The sequence below is a fragment of the Myxococcus sp. AM009 genome (assembly GCF_013372605.1).
Taxonomy (GTDB): Bacteria; Myxococcota; Myxococcia; order Myxococcales; family Myxococcaceae; genus Myxococcus; species Myxococcus vastator.
Window position 1 is genome coordinate 1 of sequence record NZ_JABXEP010000184.1, and the last position, 14,922, is coordinate 14,922.

15 protein-coding genes and 2 pseudogenes are annotated in these 14,922 nt (G+C 69.3%); 6 read left to right on the plus strand and 11 right to left on the minus strand.

What is annotated here, in order from left to right; translation table 11 throughout:
- Positions 1-838 (minus strand): annotated as a pseudogene (locus HV824_RS31040) (molecular chaperone DnaJ); the annotation flags it as partial.
- Positions 839-872: 34 nt separating this feature from the next.
- Positions 873-1,376, minus strand: coding sequence for a tRNA (cytidine(34)-2'-O)-methyltransferase (locus HV824_RS31045; protein WP_176420558.1), 504 nt, complete (start codon positions 1,374-1,376; stop codon positions 873-875).
- Positions 1,377-1,393: 17 nt separating this feature from the next.
- Here HV824_RS31045 and HV824_RS31050 point away from each other — a divergent pair, with 17 nt between their 5' ends.
- Both HV824_RS31050 and HV824_RS31055 read left to right on the plus strand, forming a co-directional pair.
- Complete coding sequence (locus HV824_RS31050; protein WP_176420559.1) at positions 1,394-1,750, plus strand: DUF192 domain-containing protein; 357 nt, start codon at positions 1,394-1,396, stop codon at positions 1,748-1,750.
- A 119-nt stretch (positions 1,751-1,869) separates the two neighbouring features.
- Positions 1,870-2,634: a Stp1/IreP family PP2C-type Ser/Thr phosphatase gene (locus HV824_RS31055; protein WP_163782938.1), complete on the plus strand. Its 765-nt coding sequence runs from the start codon at positions 1,870-1,872 to the stop codon at positions 2,632-2,634.
- 10 nt (positions 2,635-2,644) lie between these two features.
- On the opposite strand, the gene HV824_RS31060 is transcribed toward HV824_RS31055, so the two are convergent.
- Positions 2,645-3,673, minus strand: a complete 1,029-nt coding sequence (locus tag HV824_RS31060; RefSeq protein ID WP_176424870.1) for a sugar phosphate nucleotidyltransferase — start codon at positions 3,671-3,673, stop codon at positions 2,645-2,647.
- Between the two features lies 1 nt (position 3,674).
- Positions 3,675-4,715, minus strand: a complete 1,041-nt coding sequence (locus HV824_RS31065; protein WP_176420561.1) for an aminoglycoside phosphotransferase family protein — start codon at positions 4,713-4,715, stop codon at positions 3,675-3,677.
- A gap of 291 nt (positions 4,716-5,006) precedes the next feature.
- Here HV824_RS31065 and HV824_RS31070 point away from each other — a divergent pair, with 291 nt between their 5' ends.
- Positions 5,007-6,374: a pyridoxal-phosphate dependent enzyme gene (locus tag HV824_RS31070; RefSeq protein WP_176424871.1), complete on the plus strand. Its 1,368-nt coding sequence runs from the start codon at positions 5,007-5,009 to the stop codon at positions 6,372-6,374.
- 75 nt (positions 6,375-6,449) lie between these two features.
- On the opposite strand, the gene HV824_RS31075 is transcribed toward HV824_RS31070, so the two are convergent.
- From HV824_RS31075 to HV824_RS31100, 6 genes are all read right to left on the minus strand, one after another.
- Positions 6,450-6,890: a MaoC family dehydratase gene (locus HV824_RS31075; RefSeq protein WP_176420563.1), complete on the minus strand. Its 441-nt coding sequence runs from the start codon at positions 6,888-6,890 to the stop codon at positions 6,450-6,452.
- Positions 6,891-6,900: 10 nt separating this feature from the next.
- Positions 6,901-7,440, minus strand: a complete 540-nt coding sequence (locus HV824_RS31080; RefSeq protein WP_176420564.1) for a hypothetical protein — start codon at positions 7,438-7,440, stop codon at positions 6,901-6,903.
- 3 nt (positions 7,441-7,443) lie between these two features.
- Positions 7,444-8,433 carry a hypothetical protein gene (locus HV824_RS31085; protein WP_176420565.1) on the minus strand — a complete coding sequence of 330 codons (990 nt, stop codon included), beginning with the start codon at positions 8,431-8,433 and terminating at the stop codon, positions 7,444-7,446.
- 107 nt (positions 8,434-8,540) lie between these two features.
- Positions 8,541-8,963 carry a hypothetical protein gene (locus HV824_RS31090; RefSeq protein WP_163782945.1) on the minus strand — a complete coding sequence of 141 codons (423 nt, stop codon included), beginning with the start codon at positions 8,961-8,963 and terminating at the stop codon, positions 8,541-8,543.
- Positions 8,964-9,062: 99 nt separating this feature from the next.
- Positions 9,063-10,208 carry a cystathionine gamma-synthase gene (locus HV824_RS31095; RefSeq protein ID WP_176420566.1) on the minus strand — a complete coding sequence of 382 codons (1,146 nt, stop codon included), beginning with the start codon at positions 10,206-10,208 and terminating at the stop codon, positions 9,063-9,065.
- 47 nt (positions 10,209-10,255) lie between these two features.
- Positions 10,256-11,017 (minus strand): crotonase/enoyl-CoA hydratase family protein, encoded by a 762-nt coding sequence (locus tag HV824_RS31100; RefSeq protein ID WP_176424872.1) that lies wholly within the window; start codon positions 11,015-11,017, stop codon positions 10,256-10,258.
- Positions 11,018-11,177: 160 nt separating this feature from the next.
- On the opposite strand from HV824_RS31100, the gene HV824_RS31105 reads away from it, so the two are divergent.
- Entirely contained in the window at positions 11,178-12,164 is a 987-nt protein-coding gene (locus tag HV824_RS31105) for a class I SAM-dependent methyltransferase (RefSeq protein ID WP_176420568.1), read from the plus strand.
- A gap of 18 nt (positions 12,165-12,182) precedes the next feature.
- Here the strand turns inward: HV824_RS31105 and HV824_RS31110 are convergent, their stop codons facing one another.
- A complete protein-coding gene (locus tag HV824_RS31110) occupies positions 12,183-13,391 on the minus strand; it encodes a Dickkopf N-terminal cysteine-rich domain-containing protein (protein ID WP_176420569.1) in 1,209 nt (402 codons plus the stop codon).
- Positions 13,392-13,582: 191 nt separating this feature from the next.
- Between HV824_RS31110 and HV824_RS31115 the strand changes: the two genes are divergently transcribed.
- Both HV824_RS31115 and HV824_RS31120 read left to right on the plus strand, forming a co-directional pair.
- On the plus strand, positions 13,583-14,251 hold the full coding sequence (locus tag HV824_RS31115; RefSeq protein ID WP_176424873.1) for an RNA polymerase sigma factor: 669 nt from the start codon (positions 13,583-13,585) through the stop codon (positions 14,249-14,251).
- A pseudogene (locus HV824_RS31120) lies at positions 14,238-14,922 on the plus strand (VgrG protein); the annotation flags it as partial. The gene HV824_RS31115 and the pseudogene HV824_RS31120, both read left to right, overlap by 14 nt.

Sequence of the window (14,922 nt, forward strand, 5' to 3'; positions counted from 1 at the left end):
CCGCTTCGAGCCGAGCCTCCTCCGCAAGTCGAGCCTCCTCGGCAAGCCGCTCCGCTTCGAGCCGAGCCTCCTCGGCAAGCCGCGCCTCCTCGGCAAGCCGCTCCGCTTCGAGCCGAGCCTCCTCCGCCCGCCGCCGCTCCGCTTCGAGCCGAGCCTCCTCCGCCCGCTGCCGAGCCTCTTCCTCCTCCCGTCGAACCCGCTCGCGCTCCTCCCAGTCCTCCACGGAGAGCGCCTGCACCCAGCCCTCACGCTCCAGCACGAGCAGCAGCGCTTCCTGCGCGGGCGTCAGCGACTCCGGCGCACGGAACTCCGCCAACGTCTCCAGGAACGCCCGCTCCGAAGCATCCGCGAGCCACGGCCCACAGGCCTCGACATCCTCACAGCGGAACACCCGCGCCGCCGCGCCGCCATGAATCGGCCCCTCCAGCGCCGCGCGCACCACCCGCACGCCTGAGATGGGCCGAAACCCCTCCGCATCCACCATCCCCGGCTCGAACGCGGCCTGCTCCGCCAGCGCGCTCAACCGCCGGACCTGCGCGAGCACCTGCTGCTCCGCCACCACCTCCGGCGCCAACTCGAACGCCTCCAGCGTCTCCTCGTCCGGAGCCCCTGCCCCACCCCGCGCCCACAGCGTGTCCAGCGCCTCCGCGTCCAGCATCCCGGACTGGAGCAACGCCTGCGCCGGGCTCTGGAACCCGAAGCCCAGCTGCGTCCCCACGAGGTTCCCCTCCCGCAGCCACAGCCGGGACTCACGCCCTCCCGAGCAAAGCGTGAGCCTCCCGGTGGCGCGGGACTTGTGGGCGGAATAGAGCGCTTCGGCGGCCTGCGACGGGGTCATGCGTCGCCGCAGTGTAATCCCTCTACACGGCCCCTCAACTTGCCGGGAGTGCTTGCCTGCCCGCTCCGGTGAAACCGACCTGTCGCAGGGCCTCATAGGTCCCGATTCCCACCGACGTGGACAGGTTCAGGCTCCGGCGGTCCTCCAGCATGGGAATGGTGACGGCCGTCCCCGTGCCCCCCTCCATCACCTCCGGCGCCAACCCGGACACCTCCGAGCCGAACACCAGGTGGTCCCCCTCCTCGAACCGGGCCTCATACAGGGATGTCGCGGCCCGGGCGGAGAAGAGCCACCGCCGGGCCTCCGGGTAGTCCGCCACATAGGCCGCGTAGGTTGGATACAGGCGGAGAAATACCTTGTCCCAGTAGTCCAGCCCCGCCCGCTTGAGCTGCCGGTCGTCAATGGAGAAGCCCAGGGGCTCCACCAGGATGAGCCGGCAGCCCGTCACCGCGCACAGGCGCGCGACGTTGCCGGTGTTGGGGGGAATCTGGGGAGAAACGAGGACCAGGTGGAGAGGACGCGCCAGGGGCTCGAGCATGGGGTAGAAGGCGCTACATGCGCTGGAAGGTGAACAACGAGACGCGGCAACGGCTGCTGGCGGACCGGGCCGACAAGGCCAGCTCGTTCCTCCAACGGTTCAAGGGACTCATGGGGCGCCGCTCGCTGGAGGTGGGCGAGGGGCTCCATATCGTCCCCTGCAACTCCATCCACACTTTCTTCATGCGCATCCCCATTGACGTGCTGTTCCTGGACGCCCAGGGCCGCATCGTCAAGCAGATGCCCGCCTTGCCGCCCTGGCGTGCGACATCCGTTTATTTCCAGTCACGCTCGGTCCTGGAGCTCCCCGCGGGGGTGCTGGCCGCCAGCGGCACCCAGGAAGGTGACGTGCTGAGCTTCGAGCCGGTTCCTTGAGGCCCTGCCCGAAGTGCCCCTGCCTGTCCGGCCGGGATGCACGAGTTTTGACCGATTTCCGAGCGCTTTGGTAACCTCCGGCGCCACGTTTTCTCGCCCTTCTAGAAGAGTTCTCGCGCATGCGCATCGAGGTCGCTGGCAGCACCCACGTTGGGATGAAGCGGAATCACAACGAGGACAACTTCCTGATGCTCCCGGAAGAGTTTCTCTTCTGCGTGGCGGACGGCATGGGTGGCCACTCGTCTGGAGAAATCGCCAGCCGCATCGCGGTGGACGAGCTCGGGGAGTTCTACAAGCTCACGGCCAAGGACCAGGACTGCACCTGGCCCTTCAAGATGGACAAGACGCGCAACTATGACGAGAACCGGATCGCCACCGGCATCAAGCTCGCCAACGCGCGCATCTTCGAGAAGGCCTGCTCCGAGTCCAAGTACAAGGGCATGGGCACCACCATCGTCACGGTGCACTTCGGCCAGAGCGCCGTCTACGTGGGCCACGTCGGCGACAGCCGCGTGTACTACTTCCGCGGCGGCGCCCTGAAGCAGGTGACGGAGGACCACTCCCTCCTCAACGACTACCTCAAGGCGAAGAAGCTCTCGCCGGAGGAAATCGAGAACTTCCCCCACAAGAACGTCATCGTCCGCGCGCTGGGCATGAAGGAGAACGTCCAGGTGGATGTCTCCCGCGTGGAGCCGCAGGAGGACGACGTCTTCCTGCTCTGCTCGGACGGCCTGAGCGGCATGGTGACGGACGCGCAGATGCAGGAAATCCTGCAGCGCACGCCGGAGCTGGAGAAGGCCTGCTCGCAGCTCATCGACATGGCCAACGCCGCGGGTGGCAACGACAACGTCACCTGCGTGCTGGCCCGCTACCACGCCGCCTGAGCGGCGGCGCTCAGCGCCCCTTCAGCGGCGCGGCAATCCGGTGCGCGCCCCAGGCGAGCACCTCGGAGAGCGACTCCCCGGAGGACACCTCGGTGTCCTCGAAGACGGTGGCTCGCGCAAGCCGCGCCCCTGAGGCCACCTTCGCACCCGGCTCCAGCGACACGCCCGGCCCCACGGAGGCCCCGTCCGCCACCGTGGCGCCCCGCCCCAGGTACACCGGACCCTCCACCGCGCCGCTCACGCGAGCCTCCGCGTGCGCCCAGGTGCCGCTCGCACCGCGCGCGGTCCCCGCCAGCGGTGAGTCCGCGCCCAGCCACTCCAGCCGCACGCGGCCGGCGAGCACGTCCTGCACGGTGGCGAGGTAGCGCGACGGCGTGCCCAGGTCGGACCAGTACCCGTCCACCCGCACGCCACGCACCGGCTGCCCCGCCTCCATGGCGCGCACGTAGACCTCGCGGTTGATGTCCTCCGCGCCCTCCGGCGACATGAAGTCGAAGACGCGCGGCGACATCACGTGCACGCCGGTGAAGTGCCACGGCGACAGGCCCTCACCGCCGGGGCCGTGGCCAGCGATGCGGCGCACGCGGCCCTCCGCGTCCAGCTCCACCGCCGCGTAGCGCTCCCCCGCCGGCATGGGCTGCAGCACCATGGTGGCCAGCGCGCCAGAGGCCTGGTGCACGGCCACCACCGGCCGCAGGTCCACCGGGTAGAGGATGTCGCCGTTGAAGACGATGAAGTCGCCGTCCGACAGGAAGTCCCGCAGGCCGCGGATGCCGCCGCCGGTGCCCTGGATGACGGGCTCGCTCACCACGTGCAGCGGCAGCCCCGCGCGAACGCACTCGGCGCGGGCCACGGCCGCCATGGTGTCCGGCAGGTGGTGGGTGTTGATGCCCACCGCCGTCACGCCCGCGGCCTTCAGCACCGCCAGGTGGTAGCGCAGCAGCGGCTGCCCCAGGAAGGGCATGGCCGGCTTGGGCCAGCGTTCGGTGAGCGGGCGCAGGCGCGTGCCCAGGCCCGCGCAGAGGACCATGGCCTTCATCTCAGGCCGCCAGCTCCGGGACGTACTTCGCCACCAGGTCCTGCAGCTTGCGCAGCTCCGGCCGCCGCGCGAAGCCGTCACGCACGTAGCGCAGCGACGCGGGGATGGACACCAGGAAGCCCGGGTTGCCCTTCACGCGGTGGATGAACTCGAAGCGGCCCGCGTCCTTCAGCTTGCGCTGGATGGTGAGCAAATCGAAGAAGGCCTTGAAGGACGCCGCGTCGATTCGCTCGCCGCTCACCTCCTGGAAGGTGGCGATGTAGCGGTCCAGCATCGCGTCCACGAAGTCGCGCTCCAGCTCCACGTAGCTGTCGCGCAAGAGCGCCACCAGGTCGTACTGGCGCGGGCCCTGGAGCGCGTCCTGGAAGTCGATGACGACCAGCTCGCCCTCCTTCACCATGATGTTGCGGCTCTGGTAGTCGCGGTGCGTGAAGCCGCGGGGCGCGGCGGCCAGCTGCCGGGCGATGTCGCGGAAGGTGGCGTCCAGCTCGGCGCGCTCGGCGTCCGTGGGCGTCTTGCCGCTCCACGCCTCCATGCCCCACTCGCGGAAGTGGTGCAGCTCCCAGTCGTAGAGGTCCTCGTCGAAGGCGCGGGTGAAGGCCAGGCAGTCCGGGTCCTGCTGCTTCTCCGCCGCCGCGCGCAGGCGCGCCAGCAGGTCCACGGCGCGGGTGTAGAGCGCCTCGTGGTGCTTGCCGCCCTCCAGCGCGGACTCGAAGGTGATGTCGCTCAGGTCTTCAATCACCATCATCCCGGCCGGCTCGTCGTAGCGGAGGATGCGCGGCACCCGCACGCCCAGCTTCTCCAGGTAGCGGTGCACGTTGACGAAGGGCAGCTCCTTGGGCGGCTCGCCCTGGGTGACCTCGTCGCTCTTCTTCGTCGAGTCGGGCGGCATCACCATCACCACCCAGCTCTCGGGTGGCGCGCCAACGCGGTAGTACGAGCGGCTGCTCGCCTCGCCCTTCAGCTTCGTGATGGGGGCGCTGGGAACGGGACGGCCCATGGCCTGTCCCACCTGGTCGCGCAGGGCGGCCTCGAGTTCCATATCGACGGGGTTCTCCGGAGGGGGTTGACGCAAGTCGCACCTGAGTATCGGAGGCGCGCCCATCCGGGTCAAAGGCCTGTCCGAGGGGATGCCCGCACGCCCCCTGGGCTGTCGCCCACCCGACGAGCGGCCAGCCGTCCCCCCACGTACGTCCGGGTGCGTCGGAACTCCCTGTCCGCCGGGGTGGGTTCAACACTCTCCAGGGTCGCAAGAGGCCACACGCTGTCGACCGGGCCAGTGCGGCGGCATATAAGACGCGCCGCGAACCCTCATTTACTTACGGAAGCCGCGATGGACATCCACGAGAACATCCTCACCGCCATTGGCAACACGCCGCTGGTCAAGCTCAACAAGCTCGTCGGGCCGAACGACGCGACCGTGCTGGTCAAGTGCGAGTTCATGAACCCGGGCGCGTCCATCAAGGACCGCATGGCGCTCTACATCCTCGAGAAGGCCGCGCGGGAGGGGAAGCTCAAGCCCGGCGGCACCATCGTCGAGAACACGTCCGGCAACACCGGCATGGGCGTGGCGCTGGCCGCGGCCGTCAAGGGCTACAAGTGCATCTTCACCATGCCGGACAAGATGTCCTTGGAGAAGATCAACCGCCTCAAGGCGCTGGGCGCGCAGGTGGTGGTGACGCCGACGAACGTGCCGGCAGAGGACCCGCAGAGCTACTACGAGACGGCCAAGCGCCTGCACCGCGAGACGCCGGGCGCGTTCATGCTGAACCAGTACCACAACCCCGACAACATCGAGGCGCACTACAACACCACCGGTCCTGAGATCTACGAGCAGACCGAGGGCAAGTTCGACTACTTCGTCGCGGGCCTGGGCACCGGCGGCACCATGAGCGGCGCCGGCAAGTTCCTGAAGGAGAAGATTCCCGGCCTCAAGAATGTCGGCGTGGACCCGGAGGGCTCCGTCTACGAGGGCTACTTCAAGACGGGCAAGCTGACCGAGCCGCACGTCTACAAGGTGGAAGGCATCGGCGAGGACATGCTGTGCGGCGCCATGGACTTCACCCACCTGGACGACGTGCGCCAGGTCGATGACCGCCAGTGCTTCATCGCCGCGCGCCGCCTGGCGCGTGAGGAGGGCATCTTCGCCGGCGGCTCCTCCGGCGCGGCGATTCACGTCGCGGTGCAGCTGGCCAAGGAAGTGGGCAAGGGCAAGACGATTGTCGTCGTGCTCCCGGACTCGGGCAGCAGCTACATCAGCAAGTTCCACTCGGACGAGTGGATGCGCGACAACGGCTTCATGGAGGAGAAGGGCGCCGGCACCATCCGCGACATCCTGGGCGACAAGCCCAAGGACGTGAAGACGGCGCGCCGCGGCGACAAGGTCGACCAGGTGGTGGAGACGATGCGCGGCCACGGCATCAGCCAGATGCCGGTGGTGGGCGACGACGGCCGCACGGTGGGCATGGTGCACGAGTACGACCTGCTCAACGCGCTGGTGGCCGGCAAGGCGAAGTTCGCCGACACCATCGACAGCATCATCGCGCCGCTGCAGGGCGCGCTGTCGCTCGACACCAGCATCGCCCGCCTGCGTGAAGTCTTCGCTCAGGACAACGTGGCGGTGGTGAAGGACGGCGAGAAGGTGGTCGGCATCGTCAGCAAGATCGACCTCATCGACTACCTGCACCGCACGGGGGCGTAGTCCCCGGCGCGCTCGCGCCTGGGAAGCACCGAGGGCCTCCACGCCTCCCCAGCGGAGACGGGAGGCCCTTCGTGTTCACGGACGCCGGCCGAAGAGCACGTTGGCCAGCTCCGTCATCACCACCTCGTCCTGCTGGTTGCGCACCTCCATGCGGAGCTTGATGGCGCCCCGGTCCGGCTTGCTGCGCGACGGCGTGGCGGAGACGACCTCCACGCGCACGCGCAACGTGTCCCCGGGACGCACGGGCTTGAGCCAGCGCAGCTCGTCCAGGCCGGGCGAGCCCAGGCTGGAGGTCTGCCCCAGGAAGCTCTGCACCAGCAAGCGGTGACACAGAGAAGCGGTGTGCCAGCCACTGGCCACCAGGCCCCCGAAGATGCTGTCACGGGCACCTTCGTCGCTCAGGTGGAAGGGCTGCGGGTCGAACTGCGTCGCGAAGGCGATGATTTCCTCGCGCGACACCCTGTGGGGGCCGTGTTCGCTCACGTCCCCGGGCTGGAAGTCCTCGAAGTAGCGCATGGGCGCTACTTCAACCCGGCGGGTCCTTGGATTCCAGCTCCTCCGGATGGAACACGCGCGAAGCGACGCGGTCCAACACCTGGGAGTTCCACTTGATGCTGGCCTTCATCAGCCGGCGCATCTCCTTGGCGAAGGCGCGCTCAGTCGGCATGCGGGTGTACGTCCGAGCCAGGAAGAGGCCCCGGTTCTCCCGCTCGTAGTCCACGGTGCCGCCGCCGGCGTCCGTGCCCTCCCGCTCCTCCGCCTGGAAGCCCTCAATGACGCCGGGCTTGGGCGGTTCGCGGAAGCGGTACACCAAGGCGCTGCACTTCAGCGCCTGGGTGTCCTCCAACCACTCGAAGTACAGCGATGCGCCCCCCGCGTTGAGCCCACCGAAGCCCTGGGGGTTGATGCCCGGGCTGGGCGGCGTGCCCTCTTCATGGAGGAACCCCTGGACCAGTCGCTGGGCAGACTCCCGCGTCAGCGGCGTGTCCGCCGGAGCAGCGGGGCCCAGGCCCGAAATCCAGGACCTGAGCAGACCAGCGAGGCCACTGCGGGGAGCGGTCGCCATGGGTTACTGGTTGAAGTTGCCTTCGCGGGCCTGGTCGAACGGCACGCGGTTCTTGAGGTAGACGTCCTCGAACTTGTGGCCGTCGAACGGGTTCAGGTGGAACTCGTTGAAGTGGTGGACCTTGGAGCCCTCGCCACCGTCCGCGATGGGGTTCCACTTGTCCGCGACGGGGCCCAGGCCGAACATGCTGGGGACCGGGTCGCCACGGTTCACGTAGTGCACGTAGTTCGGGCCGTCCGGGTACGTGGTGGCGGCGGCGCCAAACGTCTCCACGTCAATCTTCCCCATCATCGCCTGGGCGTCCTGCTTGGACATCCCATCTTCGATGCGCAGCCGGTTGTACACGTCGTTCAGCGCGCGGCTGGAGATGAGGCCACCCTGGCTGTGCGCCATCAGGTGCACGTCACGGCCGGCCTTGATTTCCGTGTAGAGCGCGTCCGCCAGGGTGTCCACGGCCGGGTTGGTGCCCTTGTCCAGCTTGTCCTTCACGCACTGGGCCAGGTCCGCGCCCATGCCCTCGGTGGCGTTGTGGATGCCGACGACGCGCGAGCCGGTCGCGTTGGCGATGGCCTGCAGGCTCTCGGACTGGGCCTCCTTCGACGTCAGGATGCCGTTGACGTAGAGGACCGTCGACTGCGGGTTCGGGTTGTTGGCCGGCGTCACGCCCGGGATGTCCGCCAGCGGGGTGCCCGGCGGGAAGGTCGCGCCGTCCGCGCCCAGCAGCTTGCCGTCGTGCACGCGGTCCGGCTGGTTGCCGCCGCCGAAGAACTCCTGCACGCCCCGAGTCGCGCCACCGACGACGTTGCCCACGCCCCGGGCGGCGCCGGAGGCGGCGTTCTCGAAGCCATCCACGAACTGGCCGACCTTGCGGCCACCGGCGGCAGCGGCGTCCTTCACGTTGTCGACGGCGTTGCCAACGGCGTCCTGCGTGCGGTCAATGGCCTTCTCGGCACCGGTACGGACCTTGTTGATGAACTTCCCGATGGGGTTCATGGGGGCTCCAGGACGATTTGTAAGGAGTGGACTGCTGGTGAGGGGATTATCGTCCCAGTGTCTGGGAAGTTGCGGTGCCCCTCACTTTGCCGCACTGCGACAGGGGATCAGCGTCCGAAGACGCGGTCCGCCACCCGGTTCAGGACGGTGCTGCTCCACTCGAGGCTGGCCTTCATCAGCCGCTTCATGTCGTCGTTGAAGATGGGGATCTGTGGCGCGGTGGTGTAGGTGCGGCTGAGGAACAGGGACTTGTTCTCCGGCTCGAAGTCCACGGTGCCGCCGCCGGTGTCCGTGCCCTTCTTCTGCTCCTCCTGGAACCCCTCCAGGATGCCCGGCTTCGGGGTGTCCCGGAACCGGTGGATGAGGGCGCTGCACTCCAGCGCCTGCTCCTTGTCGTGCCACTCGAAGTAGAGCTGAGCGTCGCCCAGGGCGACGCCGCCGAAGCCCTGCGGGTTGATGCCGACGCTGTTGGGGTTGCCGTTGGCGGCGAGGAACGCCTGCGCCAGCATCTGCGCTTCTTCTCGGGTCATGGGGGGTCGGTCTCCAGGGGCGAGCACTGCCTGAACAGGCAGCCTAGCAAATCAGCCCGCCGCCTCCAGCCTGGACGGCGGGCCACGTGGCCCTGGCGGCTACTTCGCGGCGTCGAGCGCCTGCGCCAGGTCGTCCACCAGGTCCTGCCCGTCCTCGATGCCCACCGACAGGCGGATGAAGCCGTCGGTGATGCCCAGCTGCTCGCGCGTCGCCTTGGGGATGGAGGCGTGGGTCATGATGGCCGGGTGCTCGATGAGGGACTCGACGCCGCCGAGCGACTCGGCGCAGGCGAACACCTTCACCGTCTTGAGGAAGGTGCGCGCCGCCTCCAGCCCACCCTGGATGTCGAAGGTCACCATGCCGCCGAAGCCCTTCATCTGCTGCTTCGCGAGCGCGTGCTGCGGGTGAGCCTCCAGCCCCGGGTAGGTGACCTTCTTCACCTTGGGGTGCGTGGCCAGGAACTGGGCCACCTTCATCGCGTTCTGCGCGTGGCGGTCCATGCGCACGTGCAGCGTCTTCACGCCGCGCAGCACCATGAAGCTGTCAAAGGCGCCGGACACGCCGCCCACCGCGTTCTGGAGGAAGTACATCCGCTCCGCCACGTCCTCGCGGCTGGTGCAGACGAAGCCGCCCACCACGTCGCTGTGGCCGTTGATGTACTTGGTGGTGGAGTGCGCCACCACGTCGAAGCCGAGCTCCAGCGGGCGCTGGAAGTACGGCGTCATGAACGTGTTGTCGGCGACGGAGAGGATGTTCCGCTTCTTGGCGACCTCGGCGATGCGCGCCAGGTCGATGAGCTTGAGCATCGGGTTGGTGGGGGACTCCACCCACACCATCTTCGTCTTCGGCGTAATCGCCGCCTCGAAGTTCTCCGGCTTGGACAGGTCCACGAAGGAGAAGTGCAGCCCGGCCCGCCGGAACACCTTGTCGAAGAGGCGGAAGGTGCCGCCGTACACATCGTCCGAGACGACCACGTGGTCGCCCGAATCCAGCATGTGCATCAGCATGTCCGTGCCCGCCAGGCCGGAGGCGAAGGCCGCGCCGTGCTTCGCGCCCTCGAGCGCGGCCAGACAGGCCTGGAGCGCGTTGCGGGTGGGGTTCTGCGTCCGGCTGTACTCGAAGCCCTTGTGCTCTCCGGGGCCGTCCTGGACGTAGGTGGAGGTCAGGTAGACGGGCGTCATGATGGCGCCCGTGGTGGGGTCCGGCTCCTGACCGGCGTGGATGGCAAGCGTGTCGAAGCGCATGCTGGGGCAACTAACACAGTCCCTCCCGGCCGCGCAGCAGGACCCGCCTATTCGAACGTCCCGTGACGCCCCGCCCCCTGGGCAAAACGCGTGGCGCCGACAATGGACTCCGACTCCAGCACCTTGACGCCGCGGGCGAACTCCTGACGCAGTGCTTCCTCGGTGCCCAGCCCCGCCTGGGTGTAGGCGGAGCGCCGGTCCGCGTTCAAACACGCCTGCGGGAAGGCGGCCACCTGGCGCGCCAGGGACTCCGCGGCCTCGCGCGCCTGCCCCCGGGGCACCACGCGGTTGACCAGCCCCATGGCCAGCGCCTCCTGGGCGGGCACAGGCCGCCCCGTGAGGATGAGGTCCAGGGCCCGCGACAGGCCGATGAGCCGGGGCAGCCGCACCGTCCCCCCGTCGATGAGGGGCACGCCCCAGCGGCGGCAGAAGACGCCCAGGACGGCGTCCTCCTCGGCCACGCGCAAGTCACACCACAGCGCCAGCTCCAGCCCGCCCGCCACGGCATGGCCGCCGATGGACGCGATGACGGGCTTGGACAGCACCATGCGCGAGGGGCCCATGGGTCCATCTCCGTCCAGCTCCAGGCGAGGCATCCGGCCCTCGGAGACGGCCTTCAGGTCCGCCCCGGCGCAGAAGGTGCCCCCGTCTCCATGGAGCACGCCCACCCGCGCGTCCGGGTCCGCGTCGAAGGCACGAAAGGCCTCCGCCAGCGCGTGGGCGGTGGCGCCATCCACGGCGTTGCGCACCTCCGGGCGGTCCAGGATGACGGTGGTGACGGGGCCGTTCTTCTCGACGCGCACGCTCATGGCGGCGGAGTCTTCTTGCCTCGCGTCCGGACCGCAACCGGTGCCCGAGCGACACAGTGGGCAGGCCTGACACCCCACCGCCGCCTTTCGGCGCTTGTCGTACGGCGGAGACTCAGGGATGAGGGGGGCCGCGGTGGTCTGGACGGAAGGACGCTTGGGCATGGCTGACACACGAGGTACGCAGGGCGCTGACGACGGAACCGGCCCCGAGGGCATGTTCGCCAACCGCCTGCGCAAGGGGGACAAGCGCTTCCGCAAGTGGGCCCGGACGCAGGGCCTGACGGCCTTCCGCGTCTACGACAGGGACATCCCCGAGTACCCATTCGCCATCGACGTCTACGGCGACCGCGCCCACGTCGTGGAGTATCCCCGCCGGCGCGCCATCGCCTCTGGCGCCGCGGACACGCAGCGGGAGGAAGTCCTGGCCGCGGTGACGCAGGTGCTGGCCGTGCCCCCCGAGCGCATCTTCGTGAAGACCCACACGCCCCAGCCCTGGGGCCGCTCGCAGTACGGCCGGGTGGGCCAGGACAGCGGGCGCATCGTGGTGGAGGAGCAGGGCCTGAAGTTCTGGGTGAACCTGGGCGACTACCTGGACACCGGCCTCTTCATGGACCACCGCAACACCCGCGCGCGCGTGCGGGAGGAGGCCCAGGGCAAGCGCTTCCTCAACCTCTTCGCGTACACCGGGGCCTTCACCGTCTACGCCGCCGCGGGCGGCGCCGCGAGCACGATGACGGTGGACCTGTCCAACACCTACCTGGACTGGGCCGAGGACAACCTGGAGCTCAACGGGCTGGCCGACGCGCGGCACACGCTGGTGCGCGCGGATGCCAAGGCCTGGGTGGAGGCCCAGGCCGACGCGCCGGAGCGGTACGACCTGGTGGTGTGCGACCCGCCGTCCTTCTCCACGTCGAAGAAGATGTCGGGCAGCTTCAACGTACAGCGCGACCACCCGCGCCTGCTGGCCGCCATCCGAGCGCTGCTCGCACCCGGCGGCGTCCTCTACTTCTCCAACAACTTCCTGGGGTTCCAACTGGACCCGAAGGCCACGCGGGGAATGGAGGTGGAGGAAATCACCCCTCGCTCCATCCCCGAGGACTTCCAGCGCAAGGAGATCCACCGCTGCTGGCGCATGGTGGCTCCCTGACGCGGGCGTCCGCCCCGGCTACAGCCAGCAGACGTTGTCGATGCAGCGCTCGCCGGCGGGGCACTCGCAGTTGGCCTGGCAGCTGTCGCCGCTGCCCGTGTTGACGGGCTTGCAGACGCCGTCCGTGCAGGCCTGACCGGACGGGCACTCGCAGTTGGCGCGGCACACCGGGGTGGACGTTCCGGAATCCTGCACCGGCGGCGGCGCGGGCACCTTGCACTGGCCGTTGGAGCAGACCTGGCCCGACGGGCAGTCGCAGTTGGCCTGGCAGGCCGGGCCCGTGCCCGCGTCCGGCGGCGGAGGCGGCGGGGCCGGCGGCCGGCAGTAGCCGTTGGTGCAGACGTCACCCGAGGGGCAGTCGCAGTTGGCCACGCACGTCTGGCCCGGGTCCGGCTGCGGCGCCTTGCACTGGCCATTGAAGCAGACCTGGCCGGCGGGGCACTCGCAGTTGGCGCGGCACTGGCCCCCGTCCGGGATGGGCATGCAGTAGCCAATCTGGCAGCTGTAGTCGTCCGGGCACTGGGTGGTGGAGTCGCAGGCCGCGCGGCACTGGCCATCCACGCAGTCCTTCCCGTCGGAGCAGTCCGCCGCCGTGGAGCAGGTGTTCGGGTCCACCGGGCGCGGGCGGCACAGGCCGCTCACGCAGGTGTCCGTGGCATCACACCAGGAATCGTCATAGCAGCCGCGGATGCACTGGTTGTTGATGCAGTAGTTCCCCGCGCCGCAGTCCATGTTCACGCGGCACTGCTGAGAAGAACCCCCGTCCACGCCCGCGTCCGGGCGCGTCCCACCGTCGGAGCCAGCGTCCGGACGCGTCCCGCCGTCCGTCCCTGAATCCGGGCGCGTCCCGCCATCGGAACCCGCGTCCGGGCGCGTCCCGCCGTCCACGGCGCCGTTCCCGACGCAGTAGTGGTCGTCGCACCGCTGGCCCGCACCGCAGTCGGAGTTACGCGAGCAGAACTGCGAGCAGACGCTGTTGATGCAGACCTGGGACCCGGGGCAGTCCCGGGAGGACGAACACTCGCCCGAGTCAGGCGGAACGGTCCGACAGACGCCGCTGCGGCAGCTCTCACCGATGTCGCAGTCCCGGTCGGTTGAGCAGTAGCAAATGTCGTCGTCGTAGTCGTCGTACCAGTCATCCTCTCCATGGACGATGCAGCCCGGGAGGACAGAGAGGACGGCGAGCAGCGGCAGCCACATGAGGCTACGTATGGGGGTGTTCCGCATGAGTGGGGACTCCGAAAACTCAGGGGGTACCGGTCCGGCCACCGGAGGTGTTGCCCGGTTTCAGCAGCGGTGGACTCCGTAGCGCAGACGGATGATCAAAAATTTTATTTGATCGGCTTTCGTCTTTCCGGAGACCCATGGCCATGGAGGTATGTAGTGGCCTGGACCTTTCAGCCGAGGGAGAACCCCTGGTGTTCCTGCGTGGAGCCCGCTCATTCGCGCACGTCACCAGCCTCTCCGAGGAGCGAAAGGGACGCGACGTGTCCGGTGTTCCCACCCAGGACGAGGTGCGGCTCCAGGCCCTGGTCCGGCGCATCCAGGAGGGCGACCTGACGGCCTTCGAACAGCTCTATGCCCTCACGCAGGCGGATGCCTCGCGCACCTTGTGGCACCTGGTCGGCAACCGCGTGGACGTGGAGGATCTGCTCCAGGAGGCCTATCTCCGGCTGCTGACGGCCGTGAAGGGCTACCGGGGCGAGTCCCGGTTCCGGACCTTCTTCTATCGCGTGTGCTCCAACGTGGCCCTGTCCCACCTGCGCTGGAAGCGGCGCCGGCCAGAGGACTCTGTCTGGGAGCTGCCGGAGACGGCGGCGGAAGGAGAGGACCCGGAGCGGGTGGCCTCGCGGCGTCAGGCGGCCCGGCTGGTGGAGCTGGCGCTGGAACGGCTGAAGCCGAAGAAGCGCATCGTCTTCGTGTACTACGAGCTGTGTGGAATGAGCCCGGACGAGATTGCCGAGGCCGTGGGCAGCTCGCCCAACACCGTCCGCAGCCGCCTCCACCATGCGCGGCTGGAGTTCAACGAAGCCATGCAGCGACTGCTCGGCGCCAACCGTCCCGGAGGTCTCCATGGCTCGCCATGAGCACCGCTCCCTGTGGGCCCTGGCCGCGGCCGAGCTGGACGCGGACGCGCGCTGCCGGGTGGAGGCGCACGTCGCCGCCTGCGTTGAATGTGCCCAGGCGCTGGAGCAGGTGCGGCAGTCCCGCGCGGTCCTCCACGCGGGACGCGGCGCCATGCCCCCGCCGCGCTCGGACGCCATGGGCGAAGGACTCCGCGCGGAGGCGGCTCGGCGCCTGGCCCGTGGCGCGCCCAGGGCCCGCTGGCCGTGGGCCGTGGCGCTCGCGGGCGCCTGCGCGGCGATGCTGGCGTTCTGGATGGTCCGCGCGCCCCGGGCGATGGATGAGGGCGGAGCGCTCGTGGCTCACGGGGAGGCCCCCTCCCCTCCTGCGTCCAGTATCTCCGTTCCGTCGCACGGCGGTGACGTGGTGCCCTCGGGTCCGGAGGCTGCCCCGCACGCCGCGGCCGGCGGCGAGCCGTCTGTGCCCACGAATGCGGCGCAGAAGCTCGACGCCACCACGCAGACGGAGCGGGTCGCCGTCGCGGGGGCCATCCTGCGCGAGGCGGGAGGCACGGAGCGCGCGCTCAAGCCCGGCATGCGGCTGCGTTCGGGTGTGGCAGTGCGGACGCCCGCGCGCTCCAGCGCGTTGCTTCGGCTGCCGGATGAAAGCCGCGTTCGGCTGTCAGCGGGCTCGG